We start from the raw sequence: 17,595 nt of genomic DNA on the forward strand, positions 1-17,595 counted from the left end.
GATAATTAAAGAGATGTGTTAAACGTCGAAGAGGCAAAAAGCACCCATTATTATCTTTTACGTTTGCCTTCAAATTCCTTCTCCAAATCGGCGAGTGCTTCATCATAACCTTTGCGGTCAATATAAGCTTCAGGGTTATAGGTATCGCCCGGCTTATGCTTGGTTTGCAGATCAAACTGACTGGCATGCGATGATAACCATATATCAAAAGTCAGCTTTTTCATAGCGTCAAAAGTGTAAGCGTAATCCTTCTCAATCTCGGGATAAGCGGCAACCTCGTCAAAAGCCTTTTCAATAACAATGCTTGGCATATTGGCAATCAGCACGCGGTAGGTACGCACGGCATCCTTTACATTAAACAAATAACTGCACGAGCCCTTAGTATGCCCGGGGTGGTGCAGCATTACCAGTTTAGTGCCACCAAGTACAATACTATCTTGGTTGTGTAATAACTTATCAGCTTTCACAGGTGCATAGGTACTCACGCCATTGCCTAAAGCATAATCACTGCTGCCGCCATCGGCAACTACCTGCGCATCGGCTTCGTCGACCATCATTTTAGCGCCGGTTTGCTTTTTTATAGCTGCCATGGCACCCATATGGTCGTAGTGCGCCTGGGTAGTGAGCAATATTTTAATATCCTTAAACTTAAAGCCAAGTTTTTCAACGTTTTGTTTAATGATTCCGGCAGAATTAGCCAGCCCGGTGTTGATCAGGATATTACCTTTAGGCGTAACGATCAGGTAACTCGCTAAATCGTAAGTACCTACGTAATATAAGTTACCGGCTATCCGGAAGGGCTGGTACGGTTTTGACCACTCCGCCGGCACATCCGTAGGTTCAACAACTTTTTGTGCGTTAGCTGCGGTAAAAATTACGGTAAAAAACAATGTTAGACGGATGAATTTAGATAGGTAGCGTTGCATGCTCCAAAGATACAAGGCCTTGTAACATTTATGAATAATTACATTGGGAAAACTTAATATTCTATAATTTAGCTTTATTGCAATCGATAATAGCATTTTAATTTAAACGTTATCGGTTCCCCCATTTGAGTATGCTTTTAATAATATTGAACATAATATTCTGCATTGCTTTTATTGGCTTTGCTTATCTCAATTTCAACGATGTCGATTGGTACTTGTGGGTACCTATTTACCTGAGCGCTGCCGCCTGTTGCGGGCTTGCGGCCGCGGGCACGTATTACCCATCTATTTATTTGCTGCTGATTGCATTCTACCTCGTTTACGCGGCGCTGCTGTTTTTTCAGAAAGACGGCGTACGCGATTGGATAAGCAAATACAACAAACCAAGCCTGGTTGAAAGCATGCAGGCCGAAAAGCCTTACATCGAAAAAACACGTGAGTTTTTTGGGCTGCTGATTATTGCCGGGGCTTTATTAATTAACTTTTTGGCTGTTTAACAAATATGTTTGGGTACGATAGAGAAGCGTTGCAGGGTGAGCTTGCCACCATTATTCAAAATAATATTACTACTGATGCCTGGGCCTGGCTTAGCCAGCAAGGCGATATAACCAACACAGCCTCATTTAATGCGACCTTTGCCATGATGCCCCGTAAAACGGGTAAGGGCCTCATCCATATTGCGCCTGAACAGGCAGAACAACTAAATACCATACGCCCAGGTTTTACCATTGAGGGCTGGACGGCCGACCGGCTTGGACGAGTGTACCTGATGTTGCAGGCTGACGCTATTGACCAAGAGCGATATTTCGCCGTGATAGAGAATCTGTTTTTAGCAGCCGAGATGAATGAGTTGGTGGCCTTGTATTCAGCGCTACCCATACTGGCATATCCCGAGCTATGGGTAAAACGTTGTGCCGAGGGTATCCGCAGCAATATTGGCAGCGTGCTTGAGGCTATTATGTACTATAACCCCTACCCGGCCGAATACCTGCCCGAAGCCGCCTGGAATCAACTGGTGATGAAAGCCATTTTTACCGACAAGCAACTGGATTTGATAACCGGCCTTAACGAGCGCAACAACCCCGAACTTGCCCGCATACTGATGGATTTTGCCCGTGAGCGCGGTGCCGCAGGCCGTAGCGTTGTGCCCGAGCTTTGGCATCTGGCTTCGCCGTTTACCGATGCCGGCATTGTGAACGCCGTTAAACAACAATATAGTACTATTAACACAATAAATTGACAGATTATGTGCTGCAGCCATTCATTTGAAGATAAACCGCTACCGGGCCAAAAACCCGAGGCATTTGATATAAGCGCCGTTAAAGGCATGAAGTTTTTTGATCCGCATGTGCACATGACATCGCGCACTACGGATGATTACCAGGCCATGGCGGATGCCGGTGTAGTAGCCTTGATAGAGCCTGCATTTTGGTTGGGTCAGCCACGCACGGGGATAGATAGCTTTAGAGATTATTATAGCAGCCTTGTTGGTTGGGAGCGTTTCCGTTCATCGCAATTCGGTATAAAGCATTATTGCACCATCGGCCTGAACTCTCGTGAGGCTAACAATGAGGCTTTGGCCGAGCAGGTGATGGAGATACTACCACTGTTTGTTTATAAAGATGGCGTGGTTGGCGTTGGCGAGATCGGCTTTGACGACCAAACCGCTGCCGAAGAAAAATATTACCGCCTGCAACTGGATCTGGCTAAAGAAGCTGGTTTGCCTGTACAGGTACACACCCCGCACCGTGATAAAAAACATGGCACGCAACGTAGCATGGATATCGCTTTGGAGCATGGCCTCGACCCCTACACCGTTATCATCGACCATAATAATGAGGAAACGGTGAAAGAAGTGCTCGATCGTGGTTTTTGGGCGGCATTTACCATTTACCCTTTCACAAAAATGGGCAACCAGCGCATGGTTGAAGTGGTAAAGCAATATGGTTCTGAACGCATCATGATCAATTCTGCTGCCGATTGGGGCATCAGCGATCCGCTGGCTGTACCAAAAACTGCCGCGTTAATGAAACTGAACGGCATCAGTGCCGAAGATATTGAATTGGTAACGTACCGCAACGCCATAACCGCATTTGCCCAAAGCGGACAAATTGACGAGGCTGACTTTGGCGTAAACATTGACCAAAGCGCCAAATTTGAAGGTAACAGTATTTTACGCGGCGGCCAGCAGCCAAGGGTAGATAAATCGTCCATCATAATCAGTTAATTGTTTTGAGTAAAACCATCAGTTACCTGCGCATGATGCGCCCTGCCAACATAGTTACTTCGGTAGCTGATGTGCTGGCAGGCATAGCCATCACCGGTATTTTTGCCGATTCGGGCGCTTTTATGATGCAGGGCTATCTGTCAACCACACTGCTGCTATGCTTTTCAACCGCCTGCCTATATGGCGGCGGCATCGTATTTAACGATGTTTTTGATGCCGAACTTGATAAAATTGAACGCCCCGAGCGCGCCATACCAAGCGGCATTATCAGCAAGGCATCTGCCGCAACATTAGGTAGTGTGTTACTTATAACAGGTATTGCAGCCGCTGTTGTTTGCGGAAGCCTGTCGGGTATGTTAGCTGTGGGCATTGCGTTTTTCGCTTTGCTTTATAACAGGATCAGCAAACACCACCCTTTTTTCGGGCCGCTTAATATGGGGCTTTGCCGTGGCTTAAACCTGCTGTTAGGCATCAGCATATTGCCTGATGTTTTGCAGCATTGGTATATGCTGGCCGTGGTGCCCATCATCTACATATTCTGTATTACTATGATCAGTCGTGGGGAGGTGCATGGGGGCAGCAAGGGCAATTTGTACATCGCGTCTGGCTTATACGGCATTGTAGCAGGTATTATCGCCTATTTTGGTTACCGTAACGGAACGCTATTATTAACCTCGGTTTTTCTGATACCTTTCATCTGGATGATTTTCCGTCCGTTATTAAAGGCTATTCAACAACCGGTTGGTAAAAATATAGGCGCGGCCGTAAAGGCAGGTGTAATATCGCTCATCCTGATGGATGCGGCGTGGGCGGCAACATTCAGCACATTTTTCGTAGCTTTATTGATAGCCTGCTTGCTACCCTTATCCATGTGGCTGGCAAAAATATTCGCCGTCACCTGATTTTTTATTTTTAACGTTTTTGATTCGGAGCTGTAATGGAGCATTTAAAACAGTCGTTCACTGTAAAATTTGAATATAAAGTACTTTTCACCGCCGGGCTTTTTGAGGCCGGCAATAGCATCTTTAACTACTTTTTGTCGCAGATAAACACTGCCGTACAACGTAAAATATTTTTTGTGATTGACCAGGGTGTGGCCGAAGCGCATCCGCAATTAACAGCGAACATCAAAGCCTATTTTGCCGCTAACAACACTGTAAAACTGGTTGATCATATCCTGATCATTCCCGGTGGCGAGCAGGTAAAAAATGATACCACTTATTTCGACCAGGTGGTTGAAGCGGTAAATACTTACGGCATCGACCGTCACTCGTATATAGCGGCCATTGGCGGCGGTTCGGTGCTGGATATGGTGGGTTATGCCGCCGCGATATCACACCGTGGCATTAAGCATATCCGCATACCTACTACGGTGCTCTCGCAAAACGACTCGGGCATCGGCGTAAAAAACGGTATCAATTACTTTAATAAAAAGAATTTTCTGGGCACGTTCGTTCCGCCGGTAGCGGTGTTTAACGATGAGCAGTTTTTGACAACGCTTAGCGATCGCGACTGGCGTTCGGGCATATCCGAAGCCATTAAGGTGGCCCTTATAAAGGATGCTGACTTTTTTAACTGGATAGAAGCCAACGCGCAAGCCCTGGTTGAGCGCGACATGACCATAATGAACCAACTGGTTTGGCGCTGCGCCAAGCTGCACATGGAGCATATTGCCGGTGCCGACCCGTTCGAGAGCGGCTCATCGCGCCCGCTGGATTTTGGCCACTGGAGTGCCCATAAGCTGGAGTATCTGAGCAATTTTGAGGTAAGGCACGGCGAAGCCGTTGCCATGGGCATAGCGTTGGATACGGTTTATTCAAACCTTTCAGGTCGCCTTACATCGGCTGAAAGCCAAAGGGTAATTCAACTGCTGCTTAATTTAGGCTTTGAGGTTACCCATCCGCTATTGCAGGTAAACGACGAGGGCAATAGCCCGATATTGAATGGCCTCGAGGAGTTCAGGGAACACCTGGGCGGACAGCTTACCATTATGCTGCTTACCGCTATAGGCCAGGGGCAGGAAGTTCACGAAATGGATGCCGCCCTGCTTGAACAGGCCGGCCATATTTTAACAGATACCCAGCAACACCAGTTGCAATAAACGTTATCTACCTATGCAGATCAATAACGCGGATTTAACCTACTGCACCAACATACATCCCGGCGAGAGCTGGGCCGATCATTTCGCTGCCTTAAAACAAAACTTTCCGGAGGTTAAGGCGCAGTTATCTCCTAACAAGCCAATGGGTATCGGCCTGCGGTTATCAAACCAGGCCAGTGTGGAGATATTGATGGGCGATAATATGCATCAATTTAAGCAATGGCTGTTTGATAATAATGCATACGTATTTACCATGAACGGCTTTCCGTACGGCGGCTTTCATGATACGGTGGTGAAAGACCAGGTACACGCACCCGATTGGACAACAACGGAACGTTTGGCCTACACGCTGCGTTTATTCCATATTCTAACCGCATTGATCCCCGAGGGTATGGAAGGTGGTATATCTACCTCGCCATTAAGCTACAAGCATTGGTTTGATACCGGCGTTGAAATGGAAGATGCCAAACTTGTCGCCACAAAAAAAATATTGTTGGTGGCCGAGGAGTTAAGCAACATTTATGAGCAAACGGGTATTTTACTGCACCTGGATATTGAACCGGAGCCTGACGGTGTGCTTGAAACCGGCCGTGAATTTATCGATTGGTACGAGCATGTTTTGCTGCCTCATGGCATTTCCCATTTTGCGGAGAAGCGCGACCTGTTAGCCCATGAAGCCGAAGCACTGATAAAGCGACATATCACCTTATGTTATGATGTTTGCCACTTCGCCATTGGTTACGAGCCGCATCAGGCTGTGATAGATGAATTAGAGGCTAAAGGCATTGTTACGGGCAAGATACAGATCAGCGCTGCCCTCAAGGCAACCTTTACAGGCGAACCGGATAACAAACAAGCCATATTAGATGAGTTTGCCAAATTTGATGAGCCCACCTACCTGCACCAGGTAATTGCCCGGTTGCATGACGGGCAACTTGCCCGCTACCCTGACCTGACAGATGCCCTGCTGCTGAAAGATGACGCCGCAGAATGGCGCGCGCATTTTCACGTGCCAATATTTCTGGAAGATTTTGGCCTGCTGCAATCAACCCAAAGTGACATAAGCGAGGTGCTGGAAATCTGGAAGAACAAACCATTCACCAAACACCTTGAAGCTGAAACTTATACATGGGGCGTATTGCCACAGGAATTAAAAGTACCCATGGCACAATCTATCAGTCGCGAACTGGTCTGGGTAAAAAACAAACTAAGCATTTAATACATCGTACTTATGAATAAAACGGTTGTTATTGATATTGTTGGCCTCTCTACCTCGGTTATAGGCGAGCATACCCCTTTCCTGAAACAATACATCGCTAAAAAAAACCTCACTACCATTGAGCCGCTTTTACCCGCGGTTACCACAGCGGCACAATCGGCTTACCTAACCGGCAAGTGGCCAGCAGATAACGGCATTGTAGGCAACGGCTGGTATGACCGTGTAGATAGCGAAATAAAATTCTGGAAACAATCGAACAAACTGGTTAACGGTGAAAAGATATGGGACAAAGCCAAAAAGGAAGACCCATCCTTCACCACCTCCATGATGTTTTGGTGGTACAATATGTACTCTAATGCCGATTATTCTGTTACGCCCCGCCCTAATTATTTGGCGGATGGCCGTAAAATGCCCGATTGCTATTCGCACCCGGCCGAACTGCGCGATGTATTACAAACCAAGCTGGGCCAGTTCCCGCTGTTTCAATTCTGGGGACCGGGTGCTAATATTAAATCAACCCGCTGGATAGCCGATGCATCCATGCATACCGATGACCTGCATAACCCTACCCTTACACTAATCTACCTGCCGCATCTGGATTACTGCCTGCAAAAGTTCGGACCTGATACCGCGAAGATCGCCCCTGAATTAAAGGAAATAGATGAGGTAGTAAAAGACCTGGTTACTTTTTACGAAAAGAAAGGCGCGAAGATCATCCTGCTATCTGAATACGGCATCGCCCCCGTAAATAATCCTATACATTTAAATCGCCTGCTGCGCCAGCACGATATGTTGGGCATACGCGTTGAGTGTGGCTTGGAACTACTGGACGCGGGCGCATCAAAAGCGTTTGCCGTGGCTGATCATCAGATCGCGCATATCTATATTAATGATCCGTCGGTTACTGAAAAGGTAAAAAGCCTCATTAAATCGGTTAAAGGCGTTGAACTGGTGCTTGACCGTGAGGAACAGGCCAAATACCATATTGACCATGAACGCGCCGGTGACCTCGTGGTAATGGCCGATAAGGATAGCTGGTTTACCTACTATTTTTGGCTGGATGATGCTGTAGCGCCCGACTATGCCCGGGTTGTTGATATTCACAAGAAGCCGGGGTATGATCCCGTTGAAATGTTCATGACCTCAAAGGCTCGCGCCGGTTATAAACTGCTGCGAAAAAAAGCCGGTTTCCGCTACGTGATGGATGTGATACCGTTGGATGCCACGCTGATCAAAGGTTCGCATGGCAGGGTTAATGTTGCTAATGAGTTCAAGCCGGTTTTGATAACCGACAGCGCTGTGCAAGGCACTGTAAACGCGCCCGATGTTTTCGATATCATCTGGCAGCATCTGAAGCAGTAAGCATTCCTGAATGGTTTAGGCAGGTTGATTGGAATACCTTTTGCATTTACAAGGTGTAATATTTTCTAATCACCTGAATATATGCCTAAATGGTTTAAAATCACCCTGAAAGTAGCGGGCGGAATAATAGCGCTTATATTGCTTTTATTTATTGCCGCCACCCTTTATATCACCTTTAACAAGCAAAAGGTTTTAACGCTTATTACCCAAACCGTTAATAAAAGCATTGATGGCAAGCTGGTAATTGGTGAGCTCGACCCAACTTTTTTTTCGGCGTTTCCTAATGTTGCAGTGTCATTAAAGAATGTATCCCTGAAAGATAATCAATGGCAAAAGCATAAGCATACGCTGCTACAGGCGGGCGATGTTGAAGTGGCAGTAAACGCCTTGTCACTGATTGGCGGCAGCGTTAATATTCAGAAAATCAGCATAAACAATGCCTCAATAGACTTTTTTACTGATAGCACCGGCTATAGCAATACCGCAGTGTTTAAAAAAGGCAAGCCTAAACCTGAGGATGTTAAAAAAGAAAAAGATGACGATGAAGGTGCGGCGGCAATCATTAAACGGATTGACCTGAATAACGTAGCCTTTGCGCTTAACAATCAAAAAGCCAACAAATTATTTAGTTTTTACGTCAACTCCCTAAAAGGTAAAGTTGACTATCCGAGCGAGGGCTGGAAAGCTAAGATTAACCTGGATACCAAAGTAAAAAGCCTGGCCTTTAACACCAAACGGGGTAGCTTTTTAAAGGACAAACAATTGCGCGGACCGTTCGATATTCAGTACACTGAAAAGGATGGCGTTATAAATGTAGCACCCAACACTTTAAATATTGGTGAAGACCCTTTTATCATCGGTGCAAAGTTTGAAACGGCTAAAGATCCGGTTAAATTCACGATCAACATAAAGGTTGATGAACTGCTGTGGAAACACGCAGCCGACCTGCTGGCTCCTAACATTTCAGCCAAGCTTAATATGTTTGCTATATCAAAACCATTGGAAGTGACTACATCATTGGTTGGTGATTTTGGCGGTGGCGGTGATCCGGCCATTAACGTACGCTGTAAGGTTAGTGATGCTACATTAAAAACACCGGGCGGTGTAATGAATAATTGCAGTTTTAACGGCATGTTTACTAATGGCTACGAAAAGGCTAAAGAGTTAGGCGACGAAAATTCAGCCATCGGCTTATACAATTTTACCGGCAATTATAAGGGAATGCCTTTTACTATGGATACGGCTACCATTGTAAACCTAATTAAGCCAATAGCCTCGGGAGCATTCCGCTCAAAGTTTGATGTGGCTAAGCTGAACAATGTGTTTGATGGTGATCCGCTTAGATTTAATAAAGGTACTGCCGACCTGAATTTACATTATAAGGCAGATATTGTAGATTATCAGCTTAATAAACCTGTATTCAGAGGAGCCATCAATGTAAAGAATGCCGACCTGACGTATGTGCCGCGTGGCCTTAATTTCAAAAACTCTTCCTTGTCATTATACTTTACTGATAACGATTTGCTTTTCAAAAACATTCGTTTGCAAAGCGGGCGCAGTATTGTGAATATGGATGGACGGGTAAAAAACTTTTTGAACCTGTATTATAAAGACCCGGAAAAGATGGTGCTGACCTGGTATGTGCGCAGTCCGCAAATGTACCTGGGCGAGTTTTTGAGCTTTTTAAATAAAAAGGTCAACGTGCGCAAAAAGCCTGTAAAGCGCACCAACAACGGCAACCTGGCCGACCAGTTAAATGACGTTTTTGAAAAAGCCAGTGCCGAGCTGCACATGCTGGTTGAAAAGGTATATTACAAGAAATTTTTGGCGACGGATGCCATTGCCAGTGCCGAACTTACCGACAATGGCGTTACCATTAACAGCATCAGCCTTAAACATGCGGGTGGCTCACTTAATATCAGCGGGCATGTAACACAAAACGGCCCATACAATTCATTCGATATTAAAAGCAAGGTGTACAATGTAAATATCAGCACCTTCTTTTACTCGTTTGATAACTTTGGGCTAAGCAGCCTTACCAATAAAAACCTTACCGGTTACTTATCTTCAAACGCAAGTGTAACCGGGCGTATTACTAATGACGGTAGCTTGGTACCACGATCAATGTTTGGCACTCTGGCCTTTGATCTTAAAAATGGCGCTTTAAAATCATTCGCGCCCATAAAAAGTGTGGGTAAATTTGCGTTCCCGTTCCGCGATCTGGATAACATTACCTTTCAACAGCTGAACGGCACGTTTGATCTGCGGGGCGAAAAGATTAACATCCGGCCGATGCAGATCAGTTCGAGCGTATTAAATATCGACTTAGCAGGTGTTTACTCACTGGGTACGGGTACAAACATTGCCATTGAGGTGCCCTTGCGTAACCCTAAGGACGATTACAAAATAACCGATCCGGAAGAGCGACGTAAAAAACGCATGAAGGGCATTGTGCTGCACCTGCTGGCAACTGACGGCGACGACGGCAAGATCAAGATCAAACTGAACAAAAACCGTAAGAAAGACAAGGATAAAGACGACGAGGACAACAAAGAGAAAGAAGCTAAATAGATCAGGCTACTACCCTGTTCCATTCCGTGTGCCTTTTTAAAAAGCTTTGTACATAAACGCATAGTGGCACAATCTTACTGTTGTGCTGCTCTATATATTCAAAAACCTTTTCAACCAGCGCTGACGCTATACCCTTACCTTCCAGTTCCTGCGGAACTTCGGTATGTATGAGGTAATACTTATCGTTCTTTTTCAGGTAGTCAACAAAAGCGCGGTGCCCGTCAACATGCAGTTCAAAATTGTGGATAGGCTCGTTGTTAATGAGTTCGATATCGGTGTATGATGACATAGCAGATGTGTTGGTGTAATCAAATTTAAGCATGTTACGCTGAAAAGCAAGGCTTGTATGCATTAAACAGAACAGGCCTTGCATTTTTAGCAAGGCCTGTTCTGTTTATATAAAATGTTTTTTTACTCCTCTACAACTTCGCTGTTAGTGCTCACCGGTTCGGGCGTTTCCTGTTTAAAATAACGCTTTTGGAATATCAGAATCATAATAACACCTACTGATATTGCAGCATCGGCAAGGTTAAATATCGGGCGGAAGAACTCAAAGTCCTCACCACCCCATACCGGGAACCACTGCGGAAAGTTACCCCTGATTAAAGGGAAATAGAACATGTCAACCACACGGCCGTGAAACCAGGGGGCATAATTAAAAACCTTGCCGTAAAAAACACAGTCGATAATATTACCCAGTGCGCCGGCTAATATCAGGGCCACATTCATAATAAGGCCGCGGTGGTTTTTATGCTTAATTAAATATACCAAGCCGTAACCGATGGCTATAACCGCTACAATACGGAAGAGGGTTAAAGCAAGCTTACCCATTTCTCCACCCAGCTCCATGCCAAACGCCATACCGTTATTTTCGATAAAGCGCAGCATGCCCCGGTCACCTAAAAAGTGAATCTCCTCGCCAATGTACATATTGGTCTTCACCCAGATCTTGATTGCCTGGTCGGCCAATACCACTAACGTGGCAACAAGGAAAGGTTTAACGTACGATGCCTTCATTAATTCTGTCGAAGTTTAGCTTCCATGCTAAGCGTTGTATGCGGCACAGCGCGCAAACGCTCTTTCTGAATCAGCTTGCCGGTTTCGCGGCAAACACCGTAAGTTTTGTTTTCAATACGTACCAGTGCGGCATCAAGCTGCTCAATAAACTTTTTTTGCCTTGCAGCAAGCTGGTTTATCTGCTCTTTTTCTAAAGTAGCCGAGCCATCTTCTAAAGTTTTGTAAGTACCTGCAGTGTCATCAGTACCGTTAGCGTTTGGAGAACTTAATGATGAAGCAAGGGCGTTAAGCTCTTCCTTAGCGGTACGCATTTTTTCAAGTATAATCTCTTTGAATTCCTGTAGTTCCGCGTCAGAATATCTGGTCTTTGTGGTTTCGTTTGCCATTATATTTTACTTATAGAAATCAATAATTCGTTTTCGTCAATAGTTGTCAACTCCCCTTCGCTCAGCTCATTGTCAAACACAATGGTATCAGCAAGTATCTCGGCCTTTATGTACGCCATATTAGCGTTCACGGCATCGGTAAGCGCGGTACTGTCAGTCTTGATGCGCACGTTAATTTTATCGGTCACTTCAAAATCCTTGCTCTTGCGGAGGTTTTGGATCCGGTTTATCAGCTCGCGCGATATACCTTCCTTCTTCAGTTCGTCAGTCACTGTAACATCTAAAGCAACGGTTAGTTTGCCTAAATTTGCAACCTGCCAGCCCGGTACGTCCTCGGCAATGATCTCAACATCGGTTACCGCGATCTCAAAAACCGAACCGTTGATCTCAAAAGTTGTTTTGCCTTCCTGTTCAAACTTCGCCAACGCCTGCTGATCCAGGTTAACAATTGCATCGGCAACGGCTTTCATGTGTTTACCCGCTTTAGGGCCTAATGCTTTAAAGTTAGGCTTTATCTTCTTTTTAATAAACCCGGCAGCGTCGGTAATATATTCAATATTTTTGATATTCGTCTCAGAAAGTATCAGCTCTTTAACCTGCTCTACCTGATGCTCAAAGTTCCTGTCCAGTATCGGCAATAATATCTTGCTCAAAGGTTGGCGCACGTTAATGCTGATCTTTTTACGCAACGACAGTACCAGCGATGATACATCCTGCGCCAGCTGCATGCGTTCTTCCAGCTCCTTGTTCACCAGCTTGGCGTTGTATTCAGGAAAATAAGCCAGGTGCACCGATTCAAATTGCTCTTTACCGGTAACCTTGTTCAAATCGTTATACAAACGCTCCGCAAAGAACGGCGCTACCGGCGATATCAGTTTGGCTATGGTTACCAGGCAAGTGTAAAGCGTTTGGTAGGCCGATAATTTATCCTCAGAGTTTTCTGATTTCCAGAAACGCCTGCGGCTTAAACGGATGTACCAGTTGCTAAAATGCGCGTCAACAAAATCCTGTATGGCACGTGTAGCACGGGTGGGCTCAAAGTCAGCATAAAACTCATCAACCTCTTTGGTTAAGGTATTTAATAGCGATATGATCCAGCGGTCAATCTCCGGCCTTTCGCTTAATGCTATTTCAGGCTCACTGTAAGTAAACTTATCTATGTTGGCATACAGCGCGAAGAATGAATAAGTGTTGTATAACGTACCGAAGAATTTACGGCGCACCTCATCCAAACCCTCAATGTTAAACTTCAGGTTATCCCAGGGCGATGCATTGCTGATCATGTACCAGCGGGTGGCATCGGCACTGTATTTTTCAATTGTTTCGAAAGGGTCGGTAGCATTACCTAAACGCTTTGACATTTTGTTGCCATTCTTATCGAGCACCAAACCGTTTGATACAACGTTTTTAAACGCGATACCTGCATTGCCAACCGCCTCGTTTATGGCTTTGATCTCGTCGCTGCTTTCGCTTAGCATTACCGCTATGGCATGCAGGGTAAAGAACCAGCCGCGGGTTTGGTCAACACCTTCGGCTATAAAATCAGCCGGATAAGCGTTTTTAAACTCGTCCTTATTCTCGAACGGAAAATGCCATTGCGCGTAAGGCATAGCGCCTGAGTCAAACCAAACATCAATCAGATCCGGCTCGCGCAGCATTTTGTTACCGGTTGATGACGTTAATACCACATCGTCAACATAAGGGCGGTGCATATCATCCAGCTTAAAGCCTTGAGGCATGTGCCCCGCAGCGATAGATCTTTCTATTTCCTGGTTTAGTTCCTCTATCGAGCCGATGCATTTTTCTTCGCTGCCGTTCTCTTCGCGCCATATAGGCAGCGGAGTACCCCAGTAACGCGAACGCGAAAGGTTCCAGTCTACCAGGTTTTCCAGCCAGTTGCCAAAACGCCCGGTACCGGTTGATTCCGGCTTCCAGTTGATGGTTTTGTTCAGGCCAACCAGTTTATCCTTAACGGCGGTGGTTTTAATAAACCAGCTGTCTAATGGGTAATACAAAATCGGTTCGTCCGTACGCCACGAGTGCGGATAGCTGTGCTCATATTTCTGTACGTTGAACGCCTTGTTATCTTCTTTCAGCTTGATGGATATAAGCACGTCAGTCGGTTTAAATCCTGGCTCCTCGCGCTCTTCCTTGCTGTAGTATTCTTCTTTTACATATCGGCCGGCAAAGTCAGTCACTTCATCAACAAAGCGGCCTTGCTTGTTTACCAGCGGTACTTCCTTGCCTGTTTCATCCAGCACCATTACTGATGGTACATTATTCTCTTTACAGGCCCTGAAGTCATCCGCACCAAATACTGATGCGGTGTGCACAATACCGGTACCATCACCTGTAGTTACAAAATCAGCCGGAATAACGCGGAAAGCGTTCTGCTCCAGGTCGGCATTGGTTACATACGGCATCAACTGGTGATAGCGCAGGCCGATAAGATCAGAACCTTTAAACGAAGTTTCAAAACTCCACGGAATTACCTTGTCGCCTTCTTTATAATCGTCAAAAGAGGCGTTCTCTCCTTCCGGCTTAAAATATTTGCTTACCAAAGCCTTGGCCAGCACCACGCTTACCGGTTTAAAGGTATAAGGGTTTAAAGTAGCGATCTTTACATATTCAATATCCTCGCCAACAGCCAGGGCGCAGTTTGATGGAAGCGTCCATGGTGTAGTCGTCCAGGCTAAAATAGCGGTTTCTTCACCCGGCTTGCTGAATAGTGACGACATCAGCGGATGCTGCTGATCATTCTTCAGAAAAAACTGAGCGGTGATGGTGGTATCTTTCACCATTTTATAGGTACCCGGCTGGTTCAGCTCATGCGAGCTCAAGCCGGTGCCCGATTTTGGTGAATATGGCTGCACGGTATAACCTTTATACAACCAGCCTTTATTGTACAGCTGCTTCAGTATCCACCATAACGATTCTATATACTCGTTTTTATAGGTGATGTAGGGGTCATTCAGATCTACCCAATAACCCATTTTAAGAGTAAGGTCGTTCCAAATGTCGGTATAACGCATCACTTCCTTACGGCAGGCCTCGTTGTAATCCTCTACCGAAATACTTTTGCCAATATCATCTTTAGTGATGCCCAATGATTTTTCAACCGCCAGCTCGATAGGAAGGCCATGGGTATCCCAACCACCTTTACGCTCTACGCGGTAGCCCTTCAGGGTTTTGTACCGGCAAAAAATATCTTTAATTGAGCGTGCCATTACGTGGTGAATGCCGGGCATACCGTTGGCTGATGGCGGGCCTTCATAAAAAGTATACGGGTTATCGGCAGGGCGGCTGCTGATACTTTTTTCAAATATGTTGTTCTCTTTCCAAAACTCCAATATCTGTTTACCTGTTTCGGATAAGTTTAACTGTTTATATTCGTTGTACATCAATGTGTTCTACCTCAATTTTTAGAGGTTGCAAAAATACGGAATTTTTAGTTTAGAAAGTTATACATTACAGGTTAAATAGCTATTAAGTAGTTCGTTTTTACATGAAAAAGGTTATACGCAGCTTTGGTTACGCTTTTAAGGGGATAAGTTATGCGTATGCTACGCAACTGAATTTCAGGATTCACATTGGCGCTACTGTTACAGCTGTCGCATTGGGCCTGCTTTTAGGCGTTAACGCCGGCGAATGGTTGTGGATATCGTTGACGATAACCCTGGTTATTATTACAGAAATGCTGAACACCGCCATTGAATTGCTTACCGACCTGGCTTCGCCCGAATACAACACCAAAGCCGGACATGTGAAGGATATAAGCGCGGGATGCGTAGTTATTGCCGCCGTATTTGCCGTTATTACCGGGGCGATCATATTTTTGCCCAAATTATATTTACTGGCTACACATGCTGCATAAAACCCGGGGCATAATTTTCAGGACGACCGATTACAGCGAAAGTAGTGTAATTGTGCAAATTTTTACGGAAAAATTCGGCCTGCAATCTTACATCATCAACGGCGTAAAAAAACCGAAGGCCAAAATACCACGCAACATGCTGCAGCCGCTGCATTTGGTTGATATGGTAGTTTACCACAAAAATAACGGCAGCGTACAGCGCATATCAGAACTAAAAGCGACGCCGGTTTTGCAAACTATCCCTTATGATGTTATTAAAAGCTGCATCGCCATTTTTTTGAACGAAGTGCTGTATAAGGCTGTAAGGCAACAATCGCCGGATGAGCAATTATTCGGTTTTATATTTAACGCTATTGAATGGTTGGACCACCAAACGTCTGGCCTGGCTAATTTCCATCTGCTTTTTCTGGTGCAGCTTACGCGATACCTGGGCTTTTATCCGGACAGAGCCAATGCGGATAGCTCAGCATATTTTGACATGAAGAACGGCGTATTTACCAACTGGAAGCCTGAAAGTACGCTATACCTTTCTGCCCCGCACACACAAAACTTTGCCATCCTGTTGAAAATCAACATTGCCAAACCGGAGCAACTAAAGATTGACAATTCGGAGCGGCGCTATCTGATAGATAAAATACTGGAATATTACGCGTTGCATGTTGAAGGTTTCGGCAACATTAAATCGAACGAGATACTGGAAGAAGTATTAAGTTGATTTCCGGGAATAAACCCGAAAATCAACACAGTAAAGATCTAGCCCAGCACCCTCTTTTTGATGTATTCAATGGTTGAAGCAGGTATTGGCGCTCCCTGCACCTGCTCTACTGAGCCGTCCTTATTGATCTTGAGATCAGAATGCAATGTTTTATCGATGGTAACACGCAATATATCCTGCTCTTTTTCCACCTCGCATGACAGTTCACGCTCGGAGTAGGAAATGGTAAAATGGTATCTGCCGTCTTTTTCGGCTGGTGTGATATCAGTCATAACTATTGGTTTTTTACTGTTAACGCCTGAAATAGCCGATATGTTTAATCAAAATCGGAAATTATAAATGTTCAAACACATAAATTGCTTTCGCATAAAAAAAGAGAAAGCAGCAACTTTCTCTTTCATATATTAACTGACCTCATAAAATTTACCATAAAGAACGTATTGTGTTAGGACGATAAATTATACGGATCAAATATACATTTTAGGAATTGAAAAAAACTAATTTTTATTTGAGTTTTAACATGTATTTAACACACAAAGCACAAAAAAGTCATCTTTTTTGATTAATATTTTTCAAATATCCTTTTTATGGCTTTTAAAATCAACTTTTCGTAATAATCACCAATTTTTTTAAGTTTTTTTTGCAAAAATCTTAAAAAAAGATAAAATAATATAGTTTTCCACACAAATCAGCTTTTCAACATTTTAAAGCGTAAATATGATTTGCGTCCATTTCAATCGCTAAATGCTATAACTTATCAATATTGAAAATTGGGATCGAAAAAATAATATGCTGGCAATCAACGAGTAAATATTTTTTGAAAAAATATTTTTGAAAAAATAAAAAAACGCCCTATGTTTGCAGTCCCAAAACAAAGGAACGCTACTAAAGCGAACCAAAACAAAAGGGAGCATAGCTCAGCTGGTTCAGAGCATCTGCCTTACAAGCAGAGGGTCACAGGTTCGAATCCTGTTGCTCCCACTAAGTGGATCATCAGAAACCACCAAAACCCTGTAAATCAGCTGATTTGCAGGGTTTTTTGTTTAAACCCATATCAATTCAATTTAAAGTTTCTCAATGTTTATGACACCAAAGTGAGTACCAAGTCAGGTTGCTTACATTTGTGGTACTCAGTTAGTATGTAAAATGTTGATTTACAATCTTTTAAATCAATAATTTTGGTGCTTTTTGGGTCTG

Annotated in this window: 16 protein-coding genes and 1 tRNA gene; 11 read left to right on the forward strand and 6 right to left on the reverse strand. The window is 44.5% G+C overall.

Translation table 11 applies throughout. The features are described from left to right. Positions 1 to 50: 50 nt before the first annotated feature. The gene (gene bla, locus ABD960_RS16260; protein ID WP_345332476.1) at positions 51 to 926 is read right to left on the reverse strand and encodes a subclass B3 metallo-beta-lactamase; all 876 of its coding nucleotides are present in this window, start codon (positions 924 to 926) and stop codon (positions 51 to 53) included. 131 nt (positions 927 to 1,057) lie between these two features. Here bla and ABD960_RS16265 point away from each other — a divergent pair, with 131 nt between their 5' ends. From ABD960_RS16265 to ABD960_RS16300, 8 genes are all read left to right on the forward strand, one after another. Next, a complete protein-coding gene (locus ABD960_RS16265; protein ID WP_345332479.1) occupies positions 1,058 to 1,423 on the forward strand; it encodes a transmembrane 220 family protein in 366 nt (121 codons plus the stop codon). A 5-nt stretch (positions 1,424 to 1,428) separates the two neighbouring features. Further along, positions 1,429 to 2,166: an EboA domain-containing protein gene (locus ABD960_RS16270; protein WP_345332481.1), complete on the forward strand. Its 738-nt coding sequence runs from the start codon at positions 1,429 to 1,431 to the stop codon at positions 2,164 to 2,166. Between the two features lie 6 nt (positions 2,167 to 2,172). Further along, positions 2,173 to 3,153 carry a TatD family hydrolase gene (locus tag ABD960_RS16275; protein WP_345332483.1) on the forward strand — a complete coding sequence of 327 codons (981 nt, stop codon included), beginning with the start codon at positions 2,173 to 2,175 and terminating at the stop codon, positions 3,151 to 3,153. Positions 3,154 to 3,158: 5 nt separating this feature from the next. Continuing rightward, complete coding sequence (eboC, locus tag ABD960_RS16280) at positions 3,159 to 4,055, forward strand: UbiA-like protein EboC (protein WP_345332485.1); 897 nt, start codon at positions 3,159 to 3,161, stop codon at positions 4,053 to 4,055. Positions 4,056 to 4,090: 35 nt separating this feature from the next. After that, on the forward strand, positions 4,091 to 5,254 hold the full coding sequence (locus ABD960_RS16285; protein WP_345332487.1) for a 3-dehydroquinate synthase: 1,164 nt from the start codon (positions 4,091 to 4,093) through the stop codon (positions 5,252 to 5,254). Positions 5,255 to 5,267: 13 nt separating this feature from the next. After that, the gene (gene eboE / locus ABD960_RS16290; protein WP_345332489.1) at positions 5,268 to 6,473 is read left to right on the forward strand and encodes a metabolite traffic protein EboE; all 1,206 of its coding nucleotides are present in this window, start codon (positions 5,268 to 5,270) and stop codon (positions 6,471 to 6,473) included. A gap of 12 nt (positions 6,474 to 6,485) precedes the next feature. Beyond that, positions 6,486 to 7,835 (forward strand): alkaline phosphatase family protein, encoded by a 1,350-nt coding sequence (locus tag ABD960_RS16295; RefSeq protein ID WP_345332491.1) that lies wholly within the window; start codon positions 6,486 to 6,488, stop codon positions 7,833 to 7,835. Positions 7,836 to 7,916: 81 nt separating this feature from the next. Next, complete coding sequence (locus ABD960_RS16300; protein ID WP_345332493.1) at positions 7,917 to 10,406, forward strand: AsmA family protein; 2,490 nt, start codon at positions 7,917 to 7,919, stop codon at positions 10,404 to 10,406. Position 10,407: 1 nt separating this feature from the next. Here the strand turns inward: ABD960_RS16300 and ABD960_RS16305 are convergent, their stop codons facing one another. From ABD960_RS16305 to ileS, 4 genes are all read right to left on the reverse strand, one after another. After that, a complete protein-coding gene (locus tag ABD960_RS16305; protein ID WP_345332496.1) occupies positions 10,408 to 10,728 on the reverse strand; it encodes a GNAT family N-acetyltransferase in 321 nt (106 codons plus the stop codon). A gap of 89 nt (positions 10,729 to 10,817) precedes the next feature. Then, positions 10,818 to 11,423, reverse strand: coding sequence for a lipoprotein signal peptidase (locus tag ABD960_RS16310; protein ID WP_345332499.1), 606 nt, complete (start codon positions 11,421 to 11,423; stop codon positions 10,818 to 10,820). Then, positions 11,423 to 11,809 (reverse strand): TraR/DksA family transcriptional regulator, encoded by a 387-nt coding sequence (locus tag ABD960_RS16315; protein WP_345332502.1) that lies wholly within the window; start codon positions 11,807 to 11,809, stop codon positions 11,423 to 11,425. Before ABD960_RS16315 ends, ABD960_RS16310 begins: the two co-directional genes overlap by 1 nt. Next, entirely contained in the window at positions 11,809 to 15,210 is a 3,402-nt protein-coding gene (gene ileS / locus ABD960_RS16320) for an isoleucine--tRNA ligase (RefSeq protein ID WP_345332505.1), read from the reverse strand. The genes ABD960_RS16315 and ileS overlap by 1 nt, the downstream gene beginning before the upstream one ends. A gap of 104 nt (positions 15,211 to 15,314) precedes the next feature. Between ileS and ABD960_RS16325 the strand changes: the two genes are divergently transcribed. After that, positions 15,315 to 15,683, forward strand: coding sequence for a diacylglycerol kinase family protein (locus ABD960_RS16325; protein WP_345332509.1), 369 nt, complete (start codon positions 15,315 to 15,317; stop codon positions 15,681 to 15,683). Next, a complete protein-coding gene (gene recO, locus ABD960_RS16330; protein ID WP_345332512.1) occupies positions 15,673 to 16,398 on the forward strand; it encodes a DNA repair protein RecO in 726 nt (241 codons plus the stop codon). The genes ABD960_RS16325 and recO overlap by 11 nt, the downstream gene beginning before the upstream one ends. A gap of 38 nt (positions 16,399 to 16,436) precedes the next feature. Here recO and ABD960_RS16335 read toward each other — a convergent pair whose 3' ends face one another. Then, positions 16,437 to 16,670: a hypothetical protein gene (locus tag ABD960_RS16335; RefSeq protein WP_232177416.1), complete on the reverse strand. Its 234-nt coding sequence runs from the start codon at positions 16,668 to 16,670 to the stop codon at positions 16,437 to 16,439. Between the two features lie 634 nt (positions 16,671 to 17,304). Here ABD960_RS16335 and ABD960_RS16340 point away from each other — a divergent pair. Next, positions 17,305 to 17,379 (forward strand) — tRNA-Val (locus ABD960_RS16340). The last annotated feature ends 216 nt before the right edge of the window (positions 17,380 to 17,595 follow it).

The sequence above is a fragment of the Mucilaginibacter defluvii genome (genome assembly GCF_039543225.1).
Classification (GTDB): domain Bacteria; phylum Bacteroidota; class Bacteroidia; order Sphingobacteriales; family Sphingobacteriaceae; genus Mucilaginibacter; species Mucilaginibacter defluvii.

What these genes read in the sequence shown, in the direction of transcription:
- ABD960_RS16305 (WP_345332496.1), bottom strand. Translation starts at nt 10,728, where the DNA reads ATGCTTAAATTTGATTACACCAACACATCTGCTATGTCATCATACACC.
- ABD960_RS16275 (WP_345332483.1), top strand. Translation starts at nt 2,173, where the DNA reads ATGTGCTGCAGCCATTCATTTGAAGATAAACCGCTACCGGGCCAAAAA.
- ABD960_RS16295 (WP_345332491.1), top strand. Translation starts at nt 6,486, where the DNA reads ATGAATAAAACGGTTGTTATTGATATTGTTGGCCTCTCTACCTCGGTT.
- ileS (WP_345332505.1), bottom strand. Translation starts at nt 15,210, where the DNA reads ATGTACAACGAATATAAACAGTTAAACTTATCCGAAACAGGTAAACAG.
- ABD960_RS16270 (WP_345332481.1), top strand. Translation starts at nt 1,429, where the DNA reads ATGTTTGGGTACGATAGAGAAGCGTTGCAGGGTGAGCTTGCCACCATT.
- ABD960_RS16265 (WP_345332479.1), top strand. Translation starts at nt 1,058, where the DNA reads ATGCTTTTAATAATATTGAACATAATATTCTGCATTGCTTTTATTGGC.
- ABD960_RS16335 (WP_232177416.1), bottom strand. Translation starts at nt 16,670, where the DNA reads ATGACTGATATCACACCAGCCGAAAAAGACGGCAGATACCATTTTACC.
- ABD960_RS16285 (WP_345332487.1), top strand. Translation starts at nt 4,091, where the DNA reads ATGGAGCATTTAAAACAGTCGTTCACTGTAAAATTTGAATATAAAGTA.
- ABD960_RS16300 (WP_345332493.1), top strand. Translation starts at nt 7,917, where the DNA reads ATGCCTAAATGGTTTAAAATCACCCTGAAAGTAGCGGGCGGAATAATA.
- eboE (WP_345332489.1), top strand. Translation starts at nt 5,268, where the DNA reads ATGCAGATCAATAACGCGGATTTAACCTACTGCACCAACATACATCCC.
- recO (WP_345332512.1), top strand. Translation starts at nt 15,673, where the DNA reads ATGCTGCATAAAACCCGGGGCATAATTTTCAGGACGACCGATTACAGC.
- ABD960_RS16315 (WP_345332502.1), bottom strand. Translation starts at nt 11,809, where the DNA reads ATGGCAAACGAAACCACAAAGACCAGATATTCTGACGCGGAACTACAG.
- ABD960_RS16310 (WP_345332499.1), bottom strand. Translation starts at nt 11,423, where the DNA reads ATGAAGGCATCGTACGTTAAACCTTTCCTTGTTGCCACGTTAGTGGTA.
- ABD960_RS16325 (WP_345332509.1), top strand. Translation starts at nt 15,315, where the DNA reads ATGAAAAAGGTTATACGCAGCTTTGGTTACGCTTTTAAGGGGATAAGT.
- bla (WP_345332476.1), bottom strand. Translation starts at nt 926, where the DNA reads ATGCAACGCTACCTATCTAAATTCATCCGTCTAACATTGTTTTTTACC.